The sequence below is a fragment of the Neobacillus jeddahensis genome (assembly GCF_000612625.1).
Classification (GTDB): Bacteria; Bacillota; Bacilli; order Bacillales; family Cytobacillaceae; genus Neobacillus; species Neobacillus jeddahensis.
Genome location: NZ_CCAS010000025.1, coordinates 32,418 through 59,396 on the forward strand (window position 1 = coordinate 32,418; position 26,979 = coordinate 59,396).

Consider the following 26,979-nt stretch of genomic DNA (forward strand, 5'->3'; position numbering starts at 1 on the left):
ACCATGAGGTGTTGATGATGGAAATTAGCCGCTATGAATTAATCCCTGGCCAAAATGATTATACAATTGTGATCTATTTGAATCCCTCAATGGAGGAGTTTTCTGGCGAACTGGGGAGCCTGCAAAAAAACAGGACCAGTCTGCAAGAAAAAATCACTGGCTTAGTTCGTGAGAAATTCCCTTATAAAAACATTACCGCAGCAAAAGTGATCCTCGGTACCATCCTTGTGTCGACCATTTATTTAGGGCCAACAGGAAACCGCGCCAGCGCAGCACAAACCACAACGAATCAAGTACTGCCATCCAATCTATACGATCAATATACCGTCCAGTCCGGTGATAGTTTGTCAGTGATCGCAAAACGATTAAATGTCTCCACCACGTCGATTAAGACTGTTAATGGATTAACCTCGGATACTATTTACATTGGTCAGGTATTAAAGCTGCCTTATTATACATATACTGTCGTCTCCGGAGATCGCCTTTCATCGATTGCGACGCGATTTAACACATCCAGTGCAGCCATCCGATCCTATAATCAACTCAAGAGTGATACCATTATTGTAGGGCAAAAACTCCGGATTCCACGAGAACCGGTAGTCAATCCAGTGACCACAACCCCGCCACCAGTTGTAACCACCACCGCAACAAGCACGTATACGGTGGTCGGAGGTGATTCGTTGTCAGTTATTGCCAAAAAATTAAATACAACCGTCGACGCGATTCGTACCTTAAACCAACTTACAACTGATACGATTTTTATTGGGCAAGTGTTAAAAGTCCCACAAATCCAAACAAGCTCAGGCACTTCTACGCCACAAGCACCAGCTGTGACGGAGCCTGCTTCACCGCCAACCAACACAACGGTTACCAGTCCGGCTCCCACCAATATGACGTATACGGTGGTTTCCGGCGATTCCTTATCATTAATTGCCAAGAAATATGCCACAACGGTCGAAGAAATCAAGGTGCAAAATAACTTAAGCTCGGATATTATTTTTGTGGGCCAATCATTAAGCATCCCAACAACACAAGCAACACAAGTCCAACCGGAAGAACCGGTAATCCAAGACAATACTACCACCTATACAGTCGTATCAGGTGACTATCTATCGCTGATTGCCAAACATTTCAATACCACCGTTGAATCTATTAAAACCACGAACCAATTAACAACCGATACGATTTATGTTGGGCAGAAACTAGTAATTCCTGCTGCGATTGCCGATACGGTCGCACCAGCTGTCCCTAAACTCAACACAACTGAAACGATCTCGATGAAAAATCAAGCTGGCTATACGATTTCTGGTACGGCAGAAGCCAATTCGTCGGTAAGCCTTACGCTAACGAATGGAAGCAATCCGCCCGTTTCCGGTACTGTCAAAGCCGATGCGAGCGGCAGATTCGAAACGAAAGTGGATGTATCTTCGTTACCGGATGGGTCGATCACAGTCGTGGCCACGGCCACCGACCTTGCAGGGAATCGCAGTACGGAAAGCCGCTTACAAGTAACGAAGGATACCTTTGTTGCTGACCCTGTCATCGATTCTACGCAACAGGTCACGATTGATAATGTAAAAAATTATACGCTTTTTGGCGTAACAGATCCTGCTGTAAAGGTGGAAATGACGGTTTCTGACGGTGTAAACCCTCCCCTCAGCACGACCGCCACGGCGAATGAATTTGGTGAGTTCCGCTCCAATGTAGACTTAAGCTTGTTAAAGGATGGCGCACTAACGATCACCGTTCGTGCAATCGATCCGTCTGGTAACACGAGCACCGTACGGCAAGCATCGATTATAAAGGATACAAACTTAGCCGCTCCGGTGATTGGAAGTACCCAGATCGTTAATAGTCAAAATGCAGGAAATTACAGCATCTTTGGAACCGCACGGCCAAATTCGACTGTGAATCTAGCGGTTTCTGATGGTATCCATCCAGATGTTCGCACGACAGCCTTGGTGAACGCAAACGGCGAATTTCAAGCCAATGTGGATGTTCGCTCCCTTCTTGATATGCCTTTAACGATTACAGCGATTCAATCAAGTGCAGTCGGGAGTCAGAGCCAAACAGCAAAGGCGACGATCATCAAAGATGCAACAGCACCTGGAACGGCGATTCTCAATAACAATTTTATTATCAGCAAAACAAATCAAAGCTCTTTTTTACTAACCGGAACAGGCGAATCAAAATCACAAGCGACGATTAAAGTGTCGGATGCAACAGGAAAAACGGTGGAAGTGAAGGAACAGGTCAATGAAAACGGAGAGTTTAGAATTCCGGTTGATCTTTCTTCCCTCCAAGATGGAGATGTGCGTTTCGACATCGTGCTGGCGGACCAGGCTGGAAATAGCAGCACCGTTACGACCAAAACCCTGTCGAAGGATACGAAGGAGCCAACAAGCTTAATTCTTGATTCACTGCCAACCATTTTTAGCGGAAACATGAGCAAGTATCAAATCAGCGGGACGGCTGAGCCATTCGTCCAGCTCGAGATTCTCGTGGCGGACAACGGAACTAACGTGACAAAAACGATTACAACCGATGCGAACGGAAAATTTACTGTCCCGTTCGACATGAGTGCGTTTAAAGAGGGAGATATCAAGGTTTCTTTCCTCGCAACTGATTCTGCCGGTAATACCGGGCAGCTCCAACCGATAACACTCGTGAAGGATAGCACAGCACCAACCGTCGCTTTGTCCACGCTTCCTCCGTATGTGAATAACCTGACTAAGAGTCAATATTCGGTTGGGGGCACAAGTGTTGACGAGGGGGCCCAAGTACAGCTGGTGATCAGCGACGGCGTAACGACGATTACCAAAACCGCAACCATTACAAACGGGACCTTTACAACTAATTTCGATTTATCCAGTTTGAAGGATGGGCCTCTTTCCTTGGCCGTCACACCAACAGACAAAGCGGGAAATACCGGGACGGCTCAAACTTATTTGATCCAAAAAGATACAGTCGTTGCCAACCCGATTATCTCGAAAAATGGCTTCAATCTTGAAAATCAACAAAATGTCTATACGATTATGGGAACGGCGGAAGCAAATGCGACGATTCGTGCCGCCATTTTAAATGCAGCCGGTATAGAGCTAGGCTCGACCACAGCCACTGCTGATCGAACGGGATTTTATTCAATAAAGATTCCCGTCGATGCGGCAAAATCAGCCGAGATCCAAACTGCCTCTGTGTCGCAAACAGACCTTGCCGGAAATAGCAGTACGGCTGTAACCGCTAATCTTAACAGTCATACCGTCGCTGCTGGGGAAACTCTTGATTCGATTGCCAAGCGGTATAACACGACAGTCGATGCGCTGAAGGCCCTGAACCATTTAACAAGCGATGTGATCACCCCCAATCAACTCCTCCGCTTGCCCGTAACGGCGAGTGAAGTAGTTAACCTTGGTTATTTGTACTCCGGTAATACGAAGGATTATGCTCAACTAGTCAATCAAACAGGCTCTGTCAACACGGTGTCACCAAGCTATTTCGATATCAATACAAATGGGACCTTGAAGCTCACCTATAGTATCGACACTGCCTTTATCACTGCCATGCACCAACAAGGCGTTCGCGTCGTCCCCTTCTTGAGTAACCATTGGGATAGGAACGTGGGCCGGGCGATGCTGCAAAATAAGGAACTGGCTTCCCAGCAAATCGCCGATGCCGTTGCCCGCTATAATCTAGATGGGGTCAATGTCGATATCGAAAATGTAACGGAAGCAGACCGTGAAAACTATACCGAGTTTGTGCGTCTCTTACGTGAAAAGATTCCGCTATCGAAGGAAGTATCCGTTGCCGTTGCGGCCAATCCGAATGGCTGGACAACTGGTTGGCATGGCTCGTACGATTATACGAATTTGGCAAAATACGCCGATTACCTGATGATTATGAGTTATGACGAAAGCTATCCTGGGGGAGTGGCTGGCCCTGTCGCAAGTGGCAAATGGGTAGAAAAGTCGATTCAATATGCCATCAAACAAAATGTTGCCCCTGATAAAATTGTCGTTGGGATTGCCCACTATGGGCGCTACTGGATTGAAGGTCAGTCATACGGAGGGTTTGGAATCTCCAATACACAAGTGGAAGATTTAATTGCCAAGTATCATGGAACAGTCGTGTATGACGCGGCGAGTCAATCACCTAAAGCCGTGATTACGATCAAACCGGGTGACCCACAAACCAGTGTCGGCGGTACAGTCTTAGCCCCTGGAACCTATACGATCTGGTACGAAAATGAAGCATCGATTACGCAAAAACTAGCTCTCATTGGAAAATACAATCTTCGGGGCGTAGGAAACTGGAGCATTACACAAGAAGTCAAAGAGGTTTGGAATAGCTATGCTACTTCCCTGCCATCGACCGTACCAGTCACATCACCGGTCTACACTCCACCGACTGTACCAGTTGTTCAAACGTACACCCCTTATATCGTTGTTGCCGGTGATAGTCTGTCGGTGATTGCCAGCCGCAATCAAACAACCGTTAGTGCTATAAAAGAAATAAACAATCTGAGCTCGGACACGATTTATATTGGACAAACACTAAAGCTGCCCGTCACAACAACAGCTCCAGCTGACTCGGTTACTGAACCCGTGACCGTGCCAGCCCCAGCACAGACAGTGGATGAACCCGTGACGACAGCACCAGCTCCAGCTGTTTCAACGGTAACCTATACAGTTGTCGCCGGTGACTCGTTATCAGTGATTGCGAAGCGCTATAATACCACGGTCACAGCAATTAAAGACGAAAATCATTTAACGACCGACACGATTGCTGTTGGCCAAAAATTGGCGATCACCACAAGTAACAGCCCGACAGCACCAACGGTCAGCAAATATACAGTCGTTTCCGGCGATTCATTATCCGTCATCGCAAAACGATACAACACAACCGTAACAGCCCTAAAAGCAGCCAATAACCTAACAACCGACTCAATTTACATCGGCCAAATATTGAATATTCCGAGTTGAGCCAGGGGAGCCAGGGGGACGGTTCTCCTGGCTCAACTCAACTCAAATCAAATTAGATTGGACCATGAGAACCGGCCCCATGGTCCTTTTTTAATGCCCCTGTCCTTTTGAGCTCCATTTCTATATATAGAAAGCGAAAGGAGGAGAAAACAGTGGACCAAATCATTCCTGTCATTAGCGAAGTGGGCTTCCCCATCGCCGTAACCCTTTATCTACTTTACCGGATTGAATCAAAGCTAGATTTAGTGGTACAGTCGATCCAAAATCTACCCGACCGAATGAAAGGGTGACGTGTGCCAGGGGGACGGTTCTCCTGGCACAAAAAGGATTAATTCAGACTACAAAAAAAGCCACCAGAACCGTCCCCATGGCCACCCATGGCCACGCATGATTCCCCCCTAGTCACGCCCTCGAGATTAATGCCCGTGAAACACCCAAGATTCTCGCGGTCTGGCGTTGTGACAGCCTGTTGATTTCCTTTGTTTTTCTCAGAATTTCATTCCTTTTAGATCTCGGTAAACTCTTTACTTGGGTGATATCGATTCCATCTAGTAACTCTCTAATCACTTCCCGTGCTTGTTCATCTGTCAATCTTCTCACATGCACCTGGTCATCAAGACATTGATCCGCAGTACGCATTTCATTAAATTCCCTAAATCTCTCTCTGGCCTGCGTCAGATTCTCAGAAAACATCCCCAAGATAAACTCATCGTCTAGCAGCTTTCTTAACTCATCATTTGCACCATAATAGTGCCGACAGCTGCTCCACCTCCAGTCATCGATCCGCTTGACCATTCCAGCTTTAAGTGGATTTTGATGGATGTATCTAATCACGGTGAATAAGTATCGAACATCCTCTACATTCTCACTCTTGAACCGATCCTGAAACAGATGTCCAGATGTTTCGTACTTCCCATTGTAGTACAAAACAAAACTAACACCGATTCGCTTCATTGTGATCGATAGATCCTCATCGCCCTCTTTTAACAGCAGATGGACATGGTTACTCATCAAACACCAACCGTAAATCTCCACCTTCGACTTCAGCTTATATTTATGCAAAATCCCAAGAAAGCTCCAGCAATCCTCGTCATCATGAAAGAATTCCTGCCGATTGGCACCTCTCAGGATAATATGGTAGACACCAGTCCCGCTTTTCACTCTAGCGCTTCGCGGCATCTTCATCACCACAGGAAAACAGCAAACTTCTCATTTGCTTTTTTTCTCTAAAAAAACAACTTGTAACTTGGACCAACATGTTTCGATTCCTCCTTAAATTTCTATATTTCTAAAATAAAAGGCAGATGATGAGTGTTTTGGGATAGACAAAAGAAGGTTGGATCATAGGGGCATGTTTTTAAAAATTCGAATAATAGAACGGGTGAGTTAATAAGGTGGTAAAGACAAGGAATAATGAGATGTTCTTAAAGGTGAAGTCACACTTGAGGGAATCTTCAGCGGATGAACACAAGGAAACTATTGCCGGCAACCCTATCATACACTAATTTCCAAATTATTTCATCCCATTTCCACTTCAACCAGTCTGTTGGAGATACCCGTACCCCTTGAAAAAAGCCAGGAGAACCGTCCCCTGGCTCACCCCTAGTTCATGGTTCAATTGTCACGATTTGACAATTCGACAAAATATCAATATAATTTAAGTTATTCTGAAAATTACTAAAATTAGGATTTGTGTTTTTAATTGGGTTATATCAGGAGGTCAAGCATGATTGTATTTAATCAGGTAAATAAGTTTTATGGCGATTTTCAAGTCTTAAAAGATATTAATCTCACAATCAATCAAGGTGAAGTAGTCGTCGTAATCGGTCCATCCGGTTCAGGAAAAAGTACCTTATTGCGCTGTATCAATCATCTGGAAACCATCTCAGACGGGACACTCACCGTGAATGAGATATCAGTTGGGGATAAAAAAACAGATATCAATAAGTTAAGACGCAATATTGGCATGGTTTTTCAACACTTTTACTTATATCCCCACAAAACAGTGCTTGAAAATATCACTCTAGCACCGATGAAAGCATTGGGCCAATCCGAAAAAGAAGCGAAGGAAACAGCCAAACATTATCTCGAAAAGGTAGGAATATTGGATAAGGCTGATTCCTATCCATCCCAGCTTTCTGGAGGCCAGCAGCAACGGGTGGCCATTGCCCGCGGTCTGGCCATGAAACCGGAGATCATGCTGTTCGATGAACCAACCTCAGCCCTTGATCCCGAAATGATCGGCGAGGTCCTAGACGTCATGAAAACTCTCGCCAAGGAGGGCATGACAATGGTCGTCGTCACCCACGAAATGGGCTTTGCCAGAGAGGTTGCCGACCGTATCGTCTTTATGGATGCAGGCCGAATATTAGAAGAAGCAGTTCCGGCTGAATTTTATGAGAATCCGCGTGAAGAACGGGCTCGCTTATTTCTCAGCCGTATTTTAAATCATTAATTAGGGGGAAACAGAATGTTCAAGAAAAGAAATGTTGTGAAAATGGCGTTAGTCACCACTATGGCTGCCTTATTGCTTGCCGGGTGCGGCGGGGACAAAGCCTCCACCGACAAAGATAAGGATGTACTGGCCCAGATTAAGGAAGATAAAAAAATCGTCTTTGGCGTCAAACATGACACTCGTTTATTCGGATTGAAAAATCCTTCGACTGGTGAGGTAGAAGGATTTGATATCGATCTTTCCAAGGCACTGGCAGAAGAAATGTTTGGCAAGGATGTGAAGCCAGAGTACGTGGAAGTTACCTCAAAAACGAGGGTAGGCCTCTTAAATAATGGCAAGGTTGATGCAGTCGTCGCGACGATGACCATTACCGATGAGCGTAAAAAAGAAGTTGATTTTACCGATGTCTATTTTGAAGCCGGTCAATCATTGCTTGTGAAAAAGGGCAGTAAGGTGCAGAGCATTGATGATTTGAAAAAAGGCACAACCGTGCTTGCGGTAAAAGGATCGACCTCGACGATCAATATTCGTGAGAAAGCCCCTGAAGCAACCGTTCTGGAATTTGAAAACTATGCGGAAGCTTTTACCGCCTTAAAAGCCGGTAAGGGTGATGCCCTGACTACAGATGATGCTATCCTTTATGGAATGGCCGATGAAGACCCGTCATATGAACTAGTCGGTGGAACGTTCACAGAAGAGCCTTACGGAATCGCTGTTAAAAAAGGCAATCAAGAACTTGTCGATGAGTTAAATAAAGCATTAAAAAGCCTGAAGGATTCTGGAAAATACGATGAGATTAAGGATAAATGGATTAAGAATTAATTTTTCAGACCAGGTTTTCCGTCAGGATCGGGCAAGGTTACGAACTTGCCCCCTGATTGATTAGGAGGAGATCGTTTGCTGGATTTCTCGATACTTACGAATAATATCGATTTATTTTTAGAAGGATTTAAAATGACCATTATTACCAGTTTAATCGCTTTACTATGCAGCTTTATGTTGGGAACACTTCTTGCAGTCATGCGAATTGCCCCGATTAAGCCTCTTAACTGGATTGGTACGGTGTATGTTGAATTTATCCGGAATATACCTGTCCTGGTTATCGTGTTTTTCACTTTCTTGGCTGGAAACTTTGGCGGGATGACGGCAGGAACCATCGGATTGACTATCTATACAGCAGCTTTTATTGCTGAAGCCATCCGTGCTGGAATTATGTCTGTTCCAAAAGGGCAAATGGAAGCAGCCCGCTCGACAGGATTAACTTACGGCCAGGCAATGAGAATGGTGATCCTCCCACAGGCTATCAAGATCGTCATCCCTCCTCTTGGCAACCAATTTATCAATTTAGTTAAAAACTCGTCATTGTTAGCAGTTGTTGCCGGTGGGGATTTAATGTATCAGGGGGATTTAATATCAGCAAAGACATACGTCACCTTTGATACCTATGTGTTTGTGGCCTTATTTTATTTAATTATTACGATACCTTTAAGTCTTGGGGTAGGATTTTTAGAAAAACGCATGGCACGAAGTAATTAAGGAGGTGCAGAGATGGATTTTCTAGCACCATTCATCGAAGTATATAAACCGGACAATTTAAAATTTTTATTAGAAGGATTTGGCGTCACCCTTAAGGTCGCAGCCATTTCAATTGTGCTCAGCTTCATTATTGGCGGTCTTATTGGCACGCTCAGATATGCGCGTATTCCCGTTGTTTCTCCCTTACTTGCCGTAATTATCGAGACGATTCGTAACCTGCCCTTGCTGCTGATCATTTTCTTCACCTATTTTGCCTTGCCCGAAATCGGGATAGAAATGGAAATAACGTCCGCCGCAATCGCCGCATTGACCGTTTTCGAATCAGCCATGCTAGCAGAAATCATCCGCAGCGGTTTAAACTCGATCGAAAAAGGACAGATTGAAGCAGGACGTGCATCTGGTCTGAGCTACATCCAGACATTACGCTATATCGTCATGCCCCAAGCGCTAAGAAGAATGGTTCCACCGATCGTCAGTCAATTTATTTCGCTACTGAAAGATACATCACTGGCTGTCGTAATCGCATTACCGGACCTATTACACAACGGACAAATCATCTATGCCCAAAAAGGATCCTATGTAGCACCCGTCTTTGTCATAGTCGCACTCATGTACTTCATCGTCAACTTCGCCTTATCACAAATTGCCCGAAGACTAGAACTAAAATGAGCCAGGGGGACGGTTCTCCTGGCTCATTTTAGTTTTTATGTGTGCCACCAGAACCGTCCCCCTGGCTTCCCCTAGCTTCTCTTGTTATTCCTTCCTATTACTTATATACTATATTTAGCTTTATGCGTAGGGGGATTCGGCTTTGAAAAAACTATTATTTGTACTATTGTTACTATTTTCGGCTACCTTTTTAACGATTGGCCAATTACACTATGACAAAAAGATTGAGAAAATGGGCCTAGCGGCTGTGGCATCTGCTAAACAAGATAAGCAAGCAGAAATGCAAAAGGAAAAAGAAAATAGAAGATTATTAGAGGAAAATAAATTCAATAGTGTGATAGATTGGTTAAAGTACCAGTCATCCCAAAAAGAACAGATTGTGATTTCAACCGTTGGAAGCAGTGTAACAGCAGGGACCGGCGCAAGCGATCCGACTAAAAGCTGGAGTGGGTTACTCGAGTCATACCTAAAGAATGCTCGAGAAGACCTATCCGCTATTTCTTTCATTAATAATGGATATGATGGTTTTACCATTCAGGAATTCTTGAAGGAAAATAAACTAAATGAGTTACAATCAGCTAACCCGGATCTCATTATTGTGGAGCCACCAGTGATTGATGACTACAGGGACAACACTTCACTAAAACAAACAAAACAGGACCTTGCCTTATTGATTTCCGAAATAAAGAAAGTTCTTCCTGACTCCATGATCATGATTCAATCAGCCAACCCAACCACTATCCCGATGAAAAGCCAATGGGGTAATAGCTATCAAGACTATATCGAAAGCATGACGACAGTTGCCGAAGAAAATAATGTCAACATGATTGATGTAACCAATGGAATACAAACACTTCAAGAAAAAAATCAGAAATCAGTAGAAGACATATTAAGCGATGAAAGTCATCCCAATGACCTTGGATACCAATACTGGTTCGAAACCCTAAAGACCTCGTTCGAAAATGATAAAATTGTTCCATAGGTACCATAGGGACGGTTCTCCTGGTTCAAATCAGATTCCGGTTGTGGCCAGCAGAACCGTCCCCATGGCCCACCCATGAGAAAAACCCTCCAAAAAGGAGGGCCAGATAGTACTCCAATATAATCTTCACTCCCCCTAGTCTAATGACTCAGGGGGTATTGTCTTTTCCTTTAGATCCAGCCCAAATAGATAAAATAAGAATAATGATCCCCGCAATAAGATTGTTCCAAAAAGCACCGGAGTCGTTAGCGAAATCGTAAACCCAAGGAGTGAAACAGAGCCATAAACCAATTAGTCCTGTCAGCCAAAGTTGCCACATCCAACATCGCCCCCTTCCCTCGAAGATGCGTTTTTTGGAGTACTCACTATATCCTATTCAAAATTTCTATAAACATGACCTTAATGTTGGAAATGAATAGGCATCATGCAAATGACGGCAACTCCCTTTTCTGACGGAACTCTCGCTTCTTTAATCGAATCGCGTTCCCATTCAGACATTTCCAAAAAAAGCCATATTAAAAGCCACCAGAACCGTCCCCCTGGCTACCCCTGGCTAACCTTCTTTTCCCCTATCTCCTTAAGTCCAGCACGGATCAGTAGAAAGACGGCGATCCAGGAAGCCACCGTCAAAAAGATCTGCCCAAAGGGAAACATACCGGTTATCGGAGTATCCCATAGAGCATGCATCAGCACAACTAACAGAAAGACCCGTAGAAATTTAACTTTGACTAACATATTCAGCTTAAATGGTTGGTCCCCTTGTACCCGGCAAAAAGCCGCACCTGTCAGGGCTGCCCAGGCAACATGACCGCCCGGAGCTAAAAGCCCGCGCCAAAGGATTGTGATATACAGATTTTGGGCATCCCCGGACATGAGCGACCTTAGCGCATATCCAGCTGTCTCAAATGCGGCAAAACCCGCGCCAACCGCTGCACCCATAAGCAGTCCATTCAGAATATACTTGTATTTTCGGAATCGAACAAAACTAATGACTGTGATCGCTTTAGCTAGCTCCTCGGCAATGCCAATCGTAATCGGATTAATATTATTTTTCAAAATATCGAAAAACACGAGTGCGACTAACATCGACAGCATTCCACCAATTAACCCAACAAAAATGACTCGATAAAAGGCAATATTTTGCGGCGCATTCATCTCCCAGAAGAAAATTAACGTTGTCAACGGGACCGCAAATGCCCCAACAAGGATCAGTCCCGGAATAAAGTTCACGTTTCTAAAATAATCGACGCCTATGTAAAATCCGGCGAAGGCAAGAAGTGCAAAGATGAACACCCTTGCAAAAAGCCACGGCTTGGGCCATGTATCGGTTACTTCCGAAATTTTCGGCGTCGTCAGGGCCGTTCCAACGATAAAAAGCCGTTCGGCTTCCAGTTCACTATGATCGCGGAAAACACGGGAAAAGATGTTTTGAAATTTGGGTTCAATCGATCGTTCCATTCGTGGAACCATATCAACATAATGGGCAAACTCATAAAACATGCTGTTTTCGTCCACTTGCGCGTTATTTTTAACAAACGTTTCGCCACAATTTAAGCAGAACTTTACTCCATCTGGATTTGTATAGACACATTGCGGGCATTTCAACAGACGTCCCCCCACCTGATTCAATTTATCATCGATGACCTTATTGGAGGTGAAAATGTTTGAAGCGGACACTCACTTTATTTTTCTACCAATAAAGGATCCTCCACATGAGTATGCCCAACTATTGGAAATCTATTTGAAGTTACCATGGGGACGGTTCTCCTGGCTCATATCGGATTAGGTCCAGACACTAAAACAGTGCATAGTCATTAACGACAACCTACCGGCAACGGCAGTTTCCAACACTAAAAATCTATTTTTAAGCTTACCTCAGATAGGGAAAGTAAAGACAATTCAATTCCTCTTCAGCTAAAAAAGCCACCAGAACCGTCCCCCTGGCTCCCCTGCTTAGCGAATCAACGTCCTCCGCTCGTTCTTAGCACTCTTCTTGTTCAAAAACAGCAAGGTGAAAAACTGTCTGGCAAGCAGGTAGGCAAAGGCCCCAATCGGGATCGCGAACAAATCAAGCCACAAACCTTCCGGATAGTGGTCTGGATGGTTGATCAATGCTCGAGACTGGATCGCCCCAAATAGTAAGGATGGGACCAAAAAGAACAGCCACGGATTGCGAAGCCATTTCACATTAATCTGCTGGTTAAGCGCTTCGTACAGCGTCTCAGCTGCCACAGCTATAAACACAACGATAAAGAATCCCCCTATCACACTTTCGCCTGGGAGGGTATTGTCAAATTCCGGATGGTAAAATTCCATCGTAGCATACGAGACCAAACATAAAAACACGGTGACAAAGAAGACACTCCAGACAAAACGCACAATCTTCAATAGAGGAAACATCGCCCGCTTCAGTTCCTGATTTATGCTTCGCTCATTACCGAAGGAGTGGATGGCCTGAATGACTGCTTCATCTTCAGAATATCCGTTCATCATCAGATCATTTCGATGCTCCACAAGATGGGCATATAACTCCTCGTGCATTTCCTCCCTTTCCTCCTGAGGCAAGTCGGCTAAAATCTGTTGCAAATATCGCTCCAGTTCGTTCATGCTAATCCCCCTAACGTTCGATCAATTAACAGATTAATTTGCTTCCAGTTCTTGACCTTTTCCGAAAGTAGTTTTTGTCCTGTTTCTGTAATCGAATAATATTTCCGTCTTGTGCCATCAGGCTGCTGGCTCCAATAGGAGGTTACACAGTCTTTATTCTCTAAGCGCTTTAACGCCGGGTATAAGGTGCCCTCATTCATGTGGTAGGCATCCTCGCTTAAAATGCGTAACTTCTTGGTCATTTCATATCCATAACAATCACTCTCAACTAACAAAGACAGCAATAGAATCTCAATGCTCCCCTTCAGTAATTCTCTATCCATAAAATCTCCTCCAAATATTGCTAGTAACATTGTATAACAATGTACCTTGTTATACAATGTTATTAGCAAAATAAATACAATTGACAGGAGGCGCTATTGTGGACGGACTAATTTGGATAATTATTCTGCTTTTACTCACCTTGATCAACACTGCAGCCATACAGTTACACAAAAGAAACAAACTGCATTTTTTCTGGTCAGGGATCGGTATCGGGATCCTTGGACCCATTCTAGCGTTTTCCATCGGTGCCGTCTTTGTGAAAATTGATCATAGTCAGGGTGGCACGGGCGAAGGTGGAGCAATTACAGCGGCCTTTATCGGACTGATCATTATTGGAAATGGGGTTATTTACCTTATCATCGGGCTTATTTCAAAAATAGTGAGCTGGGTTAGGGGATAACAGGAGGACCACGGGGACGGTTCTTGTGGCTTTTTTTGAAGTAAATGTTGCCACCAGAACCGTCCCCCCGGCACACCCCAGCACAAAAAAAAGAGCGGAAACGATGAAGTTTCCACTCGGCAGTTTTTATAGGAACTACACACGTGCTGTGTTTTCTTTATGATTACGTCCAGCAGCCATGTATTTACGTACATATGGCATTGCGTAACGATCTAAACCGAATTTACCAGCATTGGCACCTGCAACTAATACGAAGATAGCTAACAGAATCATTTGTCCATTTGTACTTACTGTACCACTGAATAAGAAAGAGAAATTCATGACCATTCCCATTAAAGTGGCAAAGTTAGTAAGCAGGCCTAAGATTAATGCGATTCCGACTAACACTTCGCCCCATTGCACTAAGAAAGAAAATAGTTCCGCATTTGGCAATGCCACATGTTCTAAAAATGCTGCCCACCAGCCTTGAACGGCTGGGTGATCTCCAGTACTAGAAGCAATCGCGCCCTTTAAGAATCCACTTGCATCAAATCCACCGCCAGTTAACTTTTCATAACCCGCATGAATAAATTGGTATCCAATATAAATACGAATGATAGCTAAAACCCCTGCAGCGATTTTATTCTTTCTTAAAAAGTTTAACATCTTACTCCATCTCCCTTTGGATGATATTGACTTAATATTTGATTGTTCACTATTTCACATTGTTCTTTACAAGATCTTGTTTGTTTCTTACTACACTTACATATTATCACCTTTTTTAAGTTAAAAAAGCCTCTTGTGATGTTATTCACAAAATAGCAACAAAGTCTTGACGTTAATGTGAACGACTTGGGCCAGGTGGCCAGTGGTGGCCACGGGGACGGTTCTCATGGCTCAAATGAGATCCGTTCCCATGACCTGTTTCATTTCCAAAATCGTCCATCGCCTTTAACCAAAAGAGCCACCAGAACCGTCCCCCCGGCTCATCTAGATCCCCAAGATTTCTCTTATATCCTGTTCGGTTATTCTGGATATTTCTTGGTCATTTTGTTCTATGACTGTTTCGATGAGTTCTTTCTTGCTTTGCTGTAGTTTATACATTTTTTCCTCGATGGTCCCTTGTGTGATGAGGCGAATCACCTGGACAACCTTTTTCTGCCCCATCCGATGCGCTCGCCCTGTTGCCTGCTCTTCCACCGCCGGGTTCCACCACAGATCGTACAAGATGACCGTATCCGCCCCAGTTAAATTCAATCCTGTATTCCCAGCCTTCAAGGAAATAAGAAAAATGTCACATTCCCCGCTATTAAAACGATCCACCAATTGTACGCGCTGCTTTGAAGCCGTTTGTCCATCTAAATAAAAGAAAGAGATGCCCTTACTCTCCAAAGTTTCACCGATGACACGTAACATACTCGTAAATTGCGAGAAAATGAGTAATCGTCTCCCATTTTCAAGGGCATTCACGACAAGCTCCATTAATTGTTGGAGTTTGCCGGAATCTCCCTTATAATCATCTAAAAATAAAGACGGGTGACAGCACACTTGACGGAGCCTTGTTAAACCAGCAAGAATTTTCATCCGGCTTTTTTGAAACCCTTCTCCTTGCAGGGAATCCGTTGTTTCCGCCTTTATTTTTTCCAAATAAGCCAGATACAGTTCCTTTTGCGGTTTTGTCAGCTCAGACACATGGACCGTCTCAATTTTATCCGGCAATTCCTTTAACACATCTTTTTTCACCCTCCGTAGTAAAAAGGGACGAATCATTCTGGCTACCTTTTCCGCAGACAATTGGCGAAAGGCCTTTTGGCTCGGAAAAAAATCTGGCATAATGGTCTGGAAAATAGACCAAAGCTCATCAATCGAATTCTCAATCGGCGTGCCACTAAGGGCAAAACGAGTATCAGCACGGAGCTCTCGTACTGCTTTCGCCGTTTTGGTAGCATAATTTTTGATCGCCTGCGCTTCATCTAAAATAAGCGTTCGAAACTCATGCTGCTGATAAAAGTCACTATCCTGGCGCAAGGTAGGATAAGAGGTGATCCAAATATCAGGAGGCGTGGCACACTGGAGCATGTCCAACCGCTCTTGAGGGGATCCAATGATGACTTCCACACGTAAGGATGGAGCAAATTTCGCAAGTTCATTTTTCCAATTATAGACGAGAGAAGCAGGCGCTAAAATAAGGGACGGCTTACTTTCCACAAGCTTCTCTTTATCTGCTAGTAGTAACGCGATACTCTGCAGCGTTTTCCCTAATCCCATATCGTCTGCAAGAATCCCACCAAGCCCATAATATTTCAGAGTACTTAGCCATTGAAATCCATAGTTTTGATAGTCTCGTAGCTCAGCCTTCAAAGAACGAGGAACCGCAAATTCCAGCTCTTCCGGATTTTTAAGACGCGTAAGCAATTGACGAAACGCTTTCCCGTACTTCGCCTTATTTCCTTTACCTCCTCCAACTAGTTCCTCAAGCTCGATTCCTCTGTAAAGCGGAAGACGTACAGACTCTTGTTGCAATTGCGACGATTTAATGTTGAGATCATGAAGGAGATGGTGAATCGTTTGGAAATCTTCTGATTCTAGCGACACAAATGCCCCGCTTGGCAATCGATAATATCTCTTTTTTTCAACGACATTTCGCAAGATATCGTAAAGATCCTCTTGCTTGATTCCTTCCATGTCAAATCTAACTTCTAACCAATTGCCCGAGGCGTCCATATCGATATGGGTCACTGGGGCATGCTGCTCAGGTTGAAGGAGTAATTTCACAGGTTTTGTCAAGAAAATCTCTACCTTATCCTCCAATCGAGGAAGAGTTTCATATAGAAATTCAAAAATCTGTTCTTCTCCCTCTACATAGAGCAATGGTCCATTGGATCGAAGTGTGCTAGATTCGATGATCTTGCTTATCCACTGTTCCTTTTCTGTATCTCTTAATAAAATAGGAGCGTCCTCTGATTTTATTGTATTTTGCCTAAAAGGATTGATCGTCTCTTCTCCGTACTGATATTCCAGCGTCACTTGGACTAACTCATCGATATAATCAACGTACAGCTTGGCTTGCAGCGGCCATTTCATTATTTTCGAAGAGATACTTTCAGCAATTTTAAGCTTTCCCACCCTCTCCATCATCGGGACGACGGAAGCGAGAAGCGGCTCAAGCTGATCATGACTAATCGGAATGACAGGGGTATTCGCCCGTTGTATAAGTTTTTTACATTCCTTCACAAAATTTTGTTGCACGGGTGAAAGCTTATACAAGCCATTCTCCTTTACCACATAACCATACAGGTCCAGATATTCAATATTTTCAAAAGCGGATACATCTAATTGAAAGGCTTCCTTCTTCCCAAGCTCTAGCTGAAAGGTATAGGGTAATTCCCCTTTATGAAGTTTAAACTGTTGATACGAGGTACCCCTATTTCGAAATTCCATTGGTCGTCCCACTAGTTTTTCCAGAAGTTGATCAGCCATGATCGGGGAAATGGTAATGGTACGAGCATCAGATGACATTCCAAGTTGAGCGTACGACGATTGCAGGTTTCGATAGATTTCTTCATAGTTTACAACCTCATGCAAAAGATCAATCACTTCTTGATCCTGTTCCATAAAGGTATAGGCAGTTGGATCATACGTGAAGTTTTTCGTAAAAGGGTACTCTTGTTTTTGTTTAATTGCCTGAAGGAAATCGACTAGATTTTTTACCACATACGTTCGCTTGTGCCCCACCTTCATCTCTAATGAGAGAACGATGTTTCGGTATGTATTGCGAAGACTGCAGACCCACTCCACCATCAGCGGCTGTTTTTCTATCAGATCCTTTTGGGGCATGTGTTCATGCTGTTGGTTTGTGAACGTGTGAATAAACTGATTCGTAAGCTGCTTCACATAGGCCGATTGTCTTTCTTGCTGCTGCCTAACTAACTCATCTTGCTGCCGCTTAAGCTCCTGTTGTCTTGCCTGCAACCAATCTTTTTGAGAAAAATCCTGACCTTCCGTTTCTTGGAGTTTGATCATAACGGCTACAACATGCTTACATTCCTCGTCATAGCGTTGAAAGGCAGGACAATTACACTCCCACTTAAAGCCACTCGCATCTTCCTTTACCACTACCCGGTACCGCCCTGTCCCCAGAACTACCGCGGACCATGCCTCTTGTTCAGAATCGTAAGTTAATTCTATTACTCTTCCTTGGGTGTAATAGCGATGTCCCTTCTGATAGTTCGACCGAGAGAACAAACCTTTTACATCTGAAGCAGTTAATGAAAGGGCCATGACTACCCTCCTTGTAAATTAGACGTTTATATTGTATTTCTAGTAATCACTCTCTTAATACCTCTACTATAACCGAGGGGGAGAAATGACTCCATTTTTAATTAAAAAATTGCCCGCATTCTGATTCAAGAAGAAGGATCAGGATCGAACAGGAAAGTTGAACCATGAAGAAACCGGAAACCAACGCCTAAATCAACTCTTGCTTATTTCCATGAGAGACTGCCTCCAACTTACAGATCCATTTAAAATAGCCTAACAAGATCAAGAAAAGGATTGGATTTAGTCCAATAGAATACCAAAGCTTCCACCATCCGTAATGGAAAAAACCCCAAGGCTCCGGTAATAAAGTTACGAGCTCATAAACCAGACAGAAAATGACAAAGGCACTCATATACAATGCTTGTTTTTTTAGCTTTGCTTTGAATGGATAAAAATTTAAAAATATGATATTAACCGGTGAAACAAGAAAAAAATAGGCAGGTAACGATTCCCAATCTACTCCTTTTGAAAAATACCAGTACGCCCCGTATTTTAAGCTGATAAAAACATCAACTACAAATTGGAGTGAAACTGAAAATATCCATACCTGTACCATTTGGCTTCTCGTTAATTGCTTTTTTACTTTTAAAGCAATAAAGTTAAAAATTAACACAGCTATCATGAGCCCGATCATTCAGAATGCCCCTTTAAGTTCACATAACACTAGAATTTACATTTATTTGAAATAACATACGTGGGCAGGAGTGGCCACTGGTGGCCACGGGGACGGTTCTCATGGCTCACTTAAGTTTCGCCTATGCCACCCCATTTTTTTGGCGGTGGCCGTTCCCGATAAGAAGAACCCATTTTTATACAGTTCTCGGAGAGGGAGGGAAAAAGAGCCAGCAGAACCGTCCCCATGGTTCTGCAATGCATATATCTTCATATTTTGAGCAAACTAGATTATTGATGAAAATAACTTCCAAGGTGAACGCGAGATGAATCTTGAAAGATGGATCTTAATTGGTATTACACTTCTATGTATTTTGGGCATCTGGAAATTAGTCCCCAGAGAACGAACAAGAGAAGCATGGGTTTTATTTTTATCCATGCAAATTATTACATGGCCATCCGGCTTAATCGTTGTTGAAAATAATTGGATCGAATACCCAGTCCAACTTTTGCCCAAGTCAAATTATTATAATAAAGCCAGCTTTATCTTTGAATTTTTTCTCTTACCAGTGATCTCAATCATTTTCAGTCTGCACCATCCTAACACGAACAAAAAAGGAACGCTCAGTTACTATCTATGTATTTCCAGCTTTTTAACAGGCTGTGAAGTTATTTTGGAACGGACGACAGACCTTGTTGAATATCATCAATGGAAATGGTATTGGACCCTCATCACATTGATCGCCTCATTATATGTCAACGATAAATATTATCGTTGGTTTACAAAAAAAATGGGTAAGGTAGAAGAAAATGAATAAAGAAATACTTACCATTGTAGGTTCGTGGATCATTTGTGGATATTTCTGTTGGCGGTATATACCGCGAGACCGAAAAAGGCTCGCACATCTATCATTTCTGTTTGCCCAAGCTTTTTTATGGATATTTGAATATCTCCAAATTTCGCTGGGCATCATCACCTTTCCGGTCCGTGAATTTTATTTCGCAACAAAAATGAGTTTTTCGTTACATTATTTTATTTACCCTACATTTTTTATGTTCTTTATCATTTTATTCCCGAAAAAAAAGGAAAAAAAGAAAATCCTGTTGCATTATACCCTATTCAGCATTGCCGCACCGACCTATAATCAAATAATTGAGAAAACGACCTCCTTATTACAATTTCATCACTGGAATTTTTTCCTAAGCGTTCTCTCAACCTTCATTATATTACTCATCACAAAGAAATTTATATGTTGGTTTCAACAAGGAGAGTGGCCATAGGGACGGTTCTCATGGCTCAATTGAGATCCGTTCCCAAAACCTGTTTTATTTCTAGAATTGGTCATTCTCTTTAACCAGAAAAGCCACCAGAACCGTCCCCATGGTTCTTTGCCTTCTGTAATTCCACAAGATCGAATTTCTTCATTTTAAGAAATGCTTTTGTTACGCGCGCAAGTTGCTCTGGTGTGCCCTTGCTCATCATTTCATCCATCCCACTTGGAACAATCTGCCAGGATAAGCCATACTTATCTTTCAGCCAGCCGCATTGCTCGGCTTCAGGAACGGCCGATAGCTTTTCCCAGTAGTGATCAATCTCTTCTTGGGTATCGCAATAGACCATAAATGAGATCGCCTCATTAAAACGGAATTTATGCTCATGCGCGCTATCCATGGCGGCAAACCACTGATTTTCAAGCATGAAATCAGAGAACATGACTGTTCCTTCCTTGTCAGGTTCCATGCCTGTAGGGTAGCGGGCGATTAGTCCCTGTTTAGTATTCTTAAATACGGATAAATAAAAATGGATCGCCTCTTCCGCGTTGCCGCATTGATCGCCGACAAACGTAAGTGATGGCACGAAGGGAGGCCGCTCTTCCCCTTCTGGATTAGTAAGGATTAACTGCCAGGTCAAATCATACTTATCCTGAATCCAGCCATATTTCTCACTGAACGGATACTGATCGAGCGGCATTAATACTGTGCCACCTTCGGATAATTTGGTCCAAACCTCATTTAATTTTCCCCCAGCATCTTGCTCTCGCGATGGATCAAAATTAACAATAAAAGACACTGACGGATTGAACTTGAACAAAGGTCCTGCGCTGATGGCCATGAACTTCTGCCCCCAAAGCTCAAAAGAAACGATATCGGAGTCGCCTGATGGTGTGCCGTGGATGGTTGTAACATTCGTAATTTTTGAGTCCGGGAATATCGAAGCGTAAAACTCAGCTGCCTCTTTTGCCTCTTTGTCAAACCATAAATGGGGCACGATTTTTTGAGTTGTTTTTGACATAATGATTCCTCCTTCATTTATATTCGAACTACGCAGTATTTCATAGTGGTGTTATTCACCATTATGCCATATTACCTTAACTATCTAGTCACTAATTTTCGTTAAAATAAAGTTGAAAGATAAATGAAATCCTTGGAGATGATTTTATGACGTCGAAACATCAAAAATCTTTTTCATGCTATTTGTTAATTGGATTACACATTTTTCTAGGCGTTGGTGCACTTTTCGGTGGAGGGGCACTGATTCTTTCTCCAGATGGGTCAATGTTACACATTCCACTGAATTTATTACATCATTCCCCGTTTAATAGTTATCTCATTCCCGGAATCATTCTATTTTTCGTATTAGGGATTATCCCGCTCATGACGGCACTCTTCCTTATCACAGAGAAACAGATGAAGTTTGTTGAAAGACTCTGTATGTATAAAGACACACATTGGTCATGGCATAGTTCTCTTTACCTTGGTTTTATCTTAATTATTTGGATTACGATTGAAATATATATGGTTCAAGGAATTGCATTTATTCAGGTATTCTACATCTTCCTTGGTCTTTTCATTCAATCGATTACTCTGCTTCCGTCCGTTAAGGAGCACTACGCAATCACTCATTAGAATTTTTCTTTTTATAAAATAACTAAAATTAAGGGACTCACAGATAAAACTTCTATTCCGTCTACATATTTTCTTTCGATTGGATAAAGCTAAAAAAAACGGAAGAAAGAGGTAGACTATGGTTACGTACTTACTCCGGATAGGATCTATACTGGCTTGGGCAACTGTTTATTTCATGCCTAAAAAGTCCGTTAAACGATACATTCCTGTTACTATTTTTTCTACACTTATAACAGTTACCATTTCATTTATAGGTCATCACTATGACTTCTGGGCCGTAAAAGGTAGCTCTAAAAAAAGAATGTGGAACCTCTTATCCATTTTAGTCTACTTCTCAATAGGCTGTTTATGGATTTTTCATTTGACCTTCGGTAAGTTCAAGTTATACCTCTTAATAAATTTGTTAAATAACCTAGTCTATGCAGTTGGAATCATACCTATTTTAGAAAAATTAAATTTTATAAAATACGTTAAATTCACACGTATCCACCATGTTATCGTGGCGATGCTCTATGCCATAGTCATTTATGGGTATCAATTGTGTTATGAAAAACCTTATTCGTTTTTTAACAAGAAAGCGTTCAAATCCTGAGCGCTTTTTTTGTTAAAAAAATTTTAGGAGGCCATGACATTTAAGTACAAGCCTAACCTACCGTACAAAAAGTGTCCCCTCTAAAAGCCCTGCCCATGCTGCCTCATAAACTTTATTTCATTTATACACTGAGTTTACAAGACTTTAATATTCAGATGATATGATGGGTTTACCACCGAAGAAGGAGGCAGTATAAATGAAGATGCGTGCAATATTTATTGATATGGATGGTACACTACTAACAGCCTCAAACAACATTTCCCGCCGAAATATGGAAGCCATTAACAGGCTCATTGATCAGGGAGTTAAAGTCTTTCTAGCTACTGGTCGACACTATGAAGTCACCGCTCCCTACCATAAAGAAATTGGATTACGAACTCCGATGATCTGTTTGAACGGTGCCGCTATTCACGATGCCGAGACAGGAAGAGCACTGCACATGAAAACCATCCAACTGAACGAAGAACGATTCCACCATCTGACCGCTGACGATCCTTGTAATGTTATTATCCACACAGCAAATGGGCTTTATTGTAAAGAAACAAATGAAGAAATTGATTATTGGACAAAAGTTGGGCAAACTCCGCCACAATATATTGGCGATTTAAGACAGGTGAAATACCAAGATGTTTTGAAATATAGTATTCGAATAGGTGCACCAAGGCCAGAATTATCTGCTTTGTTTAAAAAGGAAGCAGAAGTCATTAATTGGAACGACGGGTTTGAATTGCTTGCTCCTAATGTTTCCAAATGGTCTGCTATCAAAGGCTTACTTCGTGCGTTTCGAATTAATCCAAGTGAAGTCGCAGCGATTGGAGACGGACCTAATGATATAGAGATGCTTCGTCATGTCGGTACGGGGGTGGCAATGGGGAACGCAAGCGAAGCAGTGAAATCAGCAGCGGATTTTGTTACAGGACATCACGAAAATGATGGATTAGCTGAGTTTATAGACCGTTTTCTTCATCCATCCTATGAATCAAATGTGATATAGGGTTATTTTAAAATTTTTCAACTGGAAGGACAAATAATTCGACTTCCATTCTACTTAAGTGATATACTAATCAATCGATTCGATTCATTTCCCCATATTTCTGGAAACCAGGGGGACGGTTCTCATGGCTCAAAAATCCGGGAGAACCGTCCCCTCGGCACAAAAAAAAGAGCGGAAACGATGAAGTTTCCACTCGACGGTTTTTATAGGAACTACACACGTGCTGTGTCTTCTTTATGATTACGTCCAGCTGCCATGTATTTACGTACATATGGCATTGCGTAACGATCTAAACCGAATTTACCAGCATTGGCACCTGCAACTAGTACGAAAATAGCTAACAGAATCATTTGTCCGTTTGTACTTACTGTACCGCTAAATAAGAAAGAGAAATTCATGACCATTCCCATTAAAGTGGCAAAGTTAGTAAGCAGGCCTAAGATTAATGCGATTCCGACTAACACTTCGCCCCATTGCACTAAGAAAGAAAACAGTTCCGCATTTGGCAATGCCACATGTTCTAGAAATGCTGCCCACCAGCCTTGAACGGCTGGGTGATCTCCAGTACTAGAAGCAATCGCGCCCTTTAAGAATCCACTTGCATCAAATCCACCGCCAGTTAACTTTTCATAACCCGCATGAATAAATTGGTATCCAATATAAATACGAATGATAGCTAAAACCCCTGCAGCGATTTTATTCTTTCTTAAAAAGTTTAACATCTTACTCCATCTCCCTTTGGATTTATCAAAAATAAGTTTGTTCACTATTTCACATTCAACTTTACAAGATCTTGTTTGTTTCTTACTACACTTACATATTATCACCTTTCGCAACATAGAAAAGGTGATTGTGATGTAATTCACATTTTCGTAACAAAGTTTTGACCTTATTGTGAACTGTTAAAGACACGGATGAACATCATGGGAATAGTAACAAAAAAAGAACAAGACGTCCACCTTACAATGCTTAGGCAGCACAGGATCCATGCTAGTAAACTCATCAGGTATTTGCACTTTAGTTCTTTACACTTTAGCTGAGCGGGGGACTGACCCCCTAAACCATTTTTTTCCTTATATTATAGCTAAACATATGGTATAATTAATTTACTGAGAAGAGAATAAATTCATATTATTAAAACACCTTACATTTTTCGTATTGGCTTCAGCCTATTTGCCTCGATATGTTAAGGTGTTTTTTGTTTGTAATTTGAAAATCTTCATTATTTTTCGGACACAGATAAAAATAGAACGAGAAGGGAATTAGTATGAAAAAAACAGCGATTATTTATTGTGAAGGAAATTTTGGGTCAATGGACGGAAAGACCGCAAATGGTTTGATTCGAAACTCTAAAAAATATTTGATTGTCGGTGTGATTGACAGTACGAAGGCAAATTTAGATTCAGGTGAATTTCTCGAAGGAGAAAAAAATAACATACCGATTTACGCAAGCCTTGAACATGTGATCGAAACGGTGAATCCACTACCCGAGCAGTTTATTTATGGAATAGCACCCGCTGATGCCGTTTTAAAAGAAGATGAACGAACGATTGTCTTAAAAGCAATGGAAAATGGCATGGATATCATTAATCCGCTTCAAGAATTTCTCACCCAAGATGAAGAATTTACGATGTATGCTGGGCAGTATGGCGTTACCATCCATGACATTCGAAAGCCCCGCCCTAATAAAGATTTACATATTTTCTCCGGACGAATTTTAGATATGCCAACCCCGATAATTGCGATCCTTGGGACCGATAGTGCCGTTGGCAAACGAACAACCTCAGTCATTCTTGAGGCTGCTTTAGAGGCAAAAGGGTACCATGTTTCATTTGTGGCAACCGGCCAGACAGGAATCATTCAAGGGGCAAAATACGGTGTAGCAATTGATGCTATGCCACTCCAATTTATGATCGGTGAAATTGAAAATGAAATCATGAAAGCTTACGAAAATGATCGTCCTGATCTGATTATCGTCGAAGGCCAGGGAGCCTTGAGTCATCCAGGGTATGTGAGTTCTTGTGGGATTTTAAGAGGCTCAAGACCTGGCGCGGTAATTGTTCAACATCCCCCTAAACGTCAGCAACTAGGAGATTTCAGCTTTCTGAAAATGCCAACCTTAGAAAGTGAGATTGACTTAATTGAGCGATTTTCGGATACAAAAGTCATTGCCGTTACCATTAACCATGAAAACATGACCGATTCAGAAGTTGATAAGGTGATAGTTAGCTATGAAGAACAGCTCAACATTCCGGCTACCGATGTTCTCTTACACGGTTGTGACAAGCTAATAACAAGCATCCTTGAGGCATTCCCACAATTGGAGAAAAGAACAAATCAACTGGAGGAAGTGCTCGTCAATTGATTGATTTTATGTCGTCAAGGGTGGAAATTGATCTAGTAAAACTCGGGAAGAATGTGGAAGTCCTTTTAAATTTATATGGCAAAAAGAAGATAGGAATTATGGGTGTAACGAAAGGTGTGTGTGGGACTGCCGAAATTGCTGAGGTTCTTGTAAGTAAAGGGATCCGAATCCTCGCTGACTCCAAAATTGACAATCTGAGGAACATGCATGATGCAAATATAAAGGCGGAATATGTTTTATTAAAAACCCCTTCATTAAGCGAGATTGACCTCGTCATAAAAAATGCGGATATCAGTTTCAATACGGAGATAGCTGTCATAAGATGTCTTTCTGCCGCTGCAATGAAAAATGAATTGCCGCATAAAATTATACTGATGGTCGACATGGGCGATCTTAGAGAAGGAATACTTCCAGCAGATCTCGATCGTTTTATCCAAGACGTGTTGCCACTACCTGGAATAACCATTGTTGGAATTGGGGCAAATTTTGCTTGTCTTGGGGGCGTGAAGCCAACTGAAGCTAAGATGCGAACATTATCCTCCCTAGCTGAACATATTGAGGAGAAATTTGAAATCCCCCTCACCTATATATCAGGGGGAAATTCAGCCAATTATAACTGGTTCATGGCTACTGATGACATCGGTGCCATCAATAATTTAAGAATAGGTGAAGCTATTTTTCTTGGCTGTGAAACGCTTGGTCGAACAAAAATTCCTGGTTTATGTACGGATGTGTTTACATTCGTTGCTGAGGTCATCGAATCTAAGATGAAAGCCTCATTACCGGATGGGGAAATTGGTCAAAATGCGTTTGGAGATACTCCACAATTTCCGGATCGCGGACAAATTAGGAGAGTCATCCTCGGGGTTGGTTGTCAGGATGTCTTAGTTTCCGGCCTAACCCCAAGGATAGATATTGAAATTCTCGGATCGAGCAGTGACCATACCATTATTGATGCGAAAAAAACAGATTTGAAAGTTGGCGATGAAGTAGCCTTTGACCTTAATTATGGTGCCCTTCTTTCGGCTATGACGTCACCCTATGTTGACAAGAAATTTATACAATCCACAGCCAATGATAGCCAAGCGGAACAGAATGTTTTGATAAAATAATCTAAATTCCAGCGCCACTGTCACTCCCCGGAGTTAATGACATTTTGTTCTTCTTGTTTTGATAATTTTACCAAATAAATAAAGGTGGTGATGTTATAAATTTTATCCTGAATTATTCATACCTGCATATTAATCAATAAAAAAAC

The 26,979-nt window shown here is 42.3% G+C and carries 24 protein-coding genes; 14 read left to right on the forward strand and 10 right to left on the reverse strand.

Translation table 11 applies throughout. From position 1 onward, the window contains the following. Nucleotides 1-14: 14 nt before the first annotated feature. Nucleotides 15-4,979, forward strand: coding sequence for a LysM peptidoglycan-binding domain-containing protein (locus TY15_RS24920; protein WP_081799406.1), 4,965 nt, complete (start codon nt 15-17; stop codon nt 4,977-4,979). 152 nt (nt 4,980-5,131) lie between these two features. Continuing rightward, nucleotides 5,132-5,269 (forward strand): YvrJ family protein, encoded by a 138-nt coding sequence (locus tag TY15_RS12565; RefSeq protein WP_040207484.1) that lies wholly within the window; start codon nt 5,132-5,134, stop codon nt 5,267-5,269. A gap of 112 nt (nt 5,270-5,381) precedes the next feature. Here the strand turns inward: TY15_RS12565 and TY15_RS12570 are convergent, their stop codons facing one another. Then, nucleotides 5,382-6,158, reverse strand: coding sequence for an REP-associated tyrosine transposase (locus tag TY15_RS12570; RefSeq protein WP_040207483.1), 777 nt, complete (start codon nt 6,156-6,158; stop codon nt 5,382-5,384). A 547-nt stretch (nt 6,159-6,705) separates the two neighbouring features. Here TY15_RS12570 and TY15_RS12575 point away from each other — a divergent pair. The 5 genes from TY15_RS12575 (at nt 6,706) to TY15_RS12595 (ending at nt 10,621) form a co-directional block, all read left to right on the forward strand. After that, on the forward strand, nt 6,706-7,434 hold the full coding sequence (locus TY15_RS12575) for an amino acid ABC transporter ATP-binding protein (RefSeq protein WP_040207482.1): 729 nt from the start codon (nt 6,706-6,708) through the stop codon (nt 7,432-7,434). A 15-nt stretch (nt 7,435-7,449) separates the two neighbouring features. After that, nucleotides 7,450-8,256 (forward strand): transporter substrate-binding domain-containing protein, encoded by an 807-nt coding sequence (locus tag TY15_RS12580; protein WP_040207481.1) that lies wholly within the window; start codon nt 7,450-7,452, stop codon nt 8,254-8,256. 75 nt (nt 8,257-8,331) lie between these two features. Continuing rightward, entirely contained in the window at nt 8,332-8,970 is a 639-nt protein-coding gene (locus TY15_RS12585) for an amino acid ABC transporter permease (protein ID WP_040207480.1), read from the forward strand. A 12-nt stretch (nt 8,971-8,982) separates the two neighbouring features. Continuing rightward, complete coding sequence (locus tag TY15_RS12590; RefSeq protein ID WP_040207479.1) at nt 8,983-9,639, forward strand: amino acid ABC transporter permease; 657 nt, start codon at nt 8,983-8,985, stop codon at nt 9,637-9,639. A 142-nt stretch (nt 9,640-9,781) separates the two neighbouring features. Then, a complete protein-coding gene (locus TY15_RS12595; protein WP_040207478.1) occupies nt 9,782-10,621 on the forward strand; it encodes an SGNH/GDSL hydrolase family protein in 840 nt (279 codons plus the stop codon). Between the two features lie 148 nt (nt 10,622-10,769). On the opposite strand, the gene TY15_RS23665 is transcribed toward TY15_RS12595, so the two are convergent. From TY15_RS23665 to TY15_RS12615, 4 genes are all read right to left on the reverse strand, one after another. Further along, nucleotides 10,770-10,940: an SPW repeat protein gene (locus tag TY15_RS23665; protein WP_040207477.1), complete on the reverse strand. Its 171-nt coding sequence runs from the start codon at nt 10,938-10,940 to the stop codon at nt 10,770-10,772. 224 nt (nt 10,941-11,164) lie between these two features. After that, nucleotides 11,165-12,226 carry a PrsW family intramembrane metalloprotease gene (locus TY15_RS12605; protein ID WP_040207476.1) on the reverse strand — a complete coding sequence of 354 codons (1,062 nt, stop codon included), beginning with the start codon at nt 12,224-12,226 and terminating at the stop codon, nt 11,165-11,167. A 348-nt stretch (nt 12,227-12,574) separates the two neighbouring features. Beyond that, nucleotides 12,575-13,228 carry a permease prefix domain 1-containing protein gene (locus TY15_RS12610; protein WP_040207475.1) on the reverse strand — a complete coding sequence of 218 codons (654 nt, stop codon included), beginning with the start codon at nt 13,226-13,228 and terminating at the stop codon, nt 12,575-12,577. Beyond that, nucleotides 13,225-13,551, reverse strand: coding sequence for a PadR family transcriptional regulator (locus TY15_RS12615; RefSeq protein ID WP_040207474.1), 327 nt, complete (start codon nt 13,549-13,551; stop codon nt 13,225-13,227). The genes TY15_RS12610 and TY15_RS12615 overlap by 4 nt, the downstream gene beginning before the upstream one ends. 98 nt (nt 13,552-13,649) lie before the next feature. On the opposite strand from TY15_RS12615, the gene TY15_RS12620 reads away from it, so the two are divergent. Next, nucleotides 13,650-13,952, forward strand: a complete 303-nt coding sequence (locus TY15_RS12620) for an ABC transporter permease (RefSeq protein WP_244440924.1) — start codon at nt 13,650-13,652, stop codon at nt 13,950-13,952. 135 nt (nt 13,953-14,087) lie between these two features. Here the strand turns inward: TY15_RS12620 and TY15_RS12625 are convergent, their stop codons facing one another. From TY15_RS12625 to TY15_RS12635, 3 genes are all read right to left on the reverse strand, one after another. Continuing rightward, nucleotides 14,088-14,597, reverse strand: a complete 510-nt coding sequence (locus TY15_RS12625; protein ID WP_040207471.1) for a DoxX family protein — start codon at nt 14,595-14,597, stop codon at nt 14,088-14,090. Nucleotides 14,598-14,921: 324 nt separating this feature from the next. After that, nucleotides 14,922-18,212, reverse strand: coding sequence for a DEAD/DEAH box helicase (locus TY15_RS12630; protein ID WP_040207470.1), 3,291 nt, complete (start codon nt 18,210-18,212; stop codon nt 14,922-14,924). A 187-nt stretch (nt 18,213-18,399) separates the two neighbouring features. Then, nucleotides 18,400-18,885, reverse strand: coding sequence for a hypothetical protein (locus tag TY15_RS12635; protein ID WP_040207469.1), 486 nt, complete (start codon nt 18,883-18,885; stop codon nt 18,400-18,402). A 304-nt stretch (nt 18,886-19,189) separates the two neighbouring features. On the opposite strand from TY15_RS12635, the gene TY15_RS12645 reads away from it, so the two are divergent. Then, nucleotides 19,190-19,681 carry a CBO0543 family protein gene (locus TY15_RS12645; protein ID WP_040207467.1) on the forward strand — a complete coding sequence of 164 codons (492 nt, stop codon included), beginning with the start codon at nt 19,190-19,192 and terminating at the stop codon, nt 19,679-19,681. Next, nucleotides 19,674-20,144 (forward strand): CBO0543 family protein, encoded by a 471-nt coding sequence (locus TY15_RS25335; RefSeq protein WP_040207466.1) that lies wholly within the window; start codon nt 19,674-19,676, stop codon nt 20,142-20,144. Before TY15_RS12645 ends, TY15_RS25335 begins: the two co-directional genes overlap by 8 nt. Before the next feature lie 70 nt (nt 20,145-20,214). Here the strand turns inward: TY15_RS25335 and TY15_RS12655 are convergent, their stop codons facing one another. After that, nucleotides 20,215-21,156: a VOC family protein gene (locus TY15_RS12655; protein ID WP_040207465.1), complete on the reverse strand. Its 942-nt coding sequence runs from the start codon at nt 21,154-21,156 to the stop codon at nt 20,215-20,217. Nucleotides 21,157-21,302: 146 nt separating this feature from the next. Between TY15_RS12655 and TY15_RS12660 the strand changes: the two genes are divergently transcribed. Both TY15_RS12660 and TY15_RS12670 read left to right on the forward strand, forming a co-directional pair. After that, nucleotides 21,303-21,770, forward strand: a complete 468-nt coding sequence (locus TY15_RS12660; RefSeq protein WP_040207464.1) for a hypothetical protein — start codon at nt 21,303-21,305, stop codon at nt 21,768-21,770. A 788-nt stretch (nt 21,771-22,558) separates the two neighbouring features. Beyond that, nucleotides 22,559-23,356 (forward strand): Cof-type HAD-IIB family hydrolase, encoded by a 798-nt coding sequence (locus TY15_RS12670; RefSeq protein ID WP_040207462.1) that lies wholly within the window; start codon nt 22,559-22,561, stop codon nt 23,354-23,356. A 212-nt stretch (nt 23,357-23,568) separates the two neighbouring features. Here TY15_RS12670 and TY15_RS12675 read toward each other — a convergent pair whose 3' ends face one another. Further along, nucleotides 23,569-24,078 carry a DoxX family protein gene (locus TY15_RS12675; protein ID WP_042374534.1) on the reverse strand — a complete coding sequence of 170 codons (510 nt, stop codon included), beginning with the start codon at nt 24,076-24,078 and terminating at the stop codon, nt 23,569-23,571. Nucleotides 24,079-24,623: 545 nt separating this feature from the next. Between TY15_RS12675 and TY15_RS12680 the strand changes: the two genes are divergently transcribed. Together TY15_RS12680 and TY15_RS12685 are read left to right on the forward strand one after the other, a co-directional pair. Then, on the forward strand, nt 24,624-25,721 hold the full coding sequence (locus TY15_RS12680; RefSeq protein ID WP_040207448.1) for an N-acetyltransferase DgcN family protein: 1,098 nt from the start codon (nt 24,624-24,626) through the stop codon (nt 25,719-25,721). Beyond that, entirely contained in the window at nt 25,718-26,833 is a 1,116-nt protein-coding gene (locus tag TY15_RS12685; RefSeq protein WP_244440925.1) for an alanine/ornithine racemase family PLP-dependent enzyme, read from the forward strand. The genes TY15_RS12680 and TY15_RS12685 overlap by 4 nt, the downstream gene beginning before the upstream one ends. The last annotated feature ends 146 nt before the right edge of the window (nt 26,834-26,979 follow it).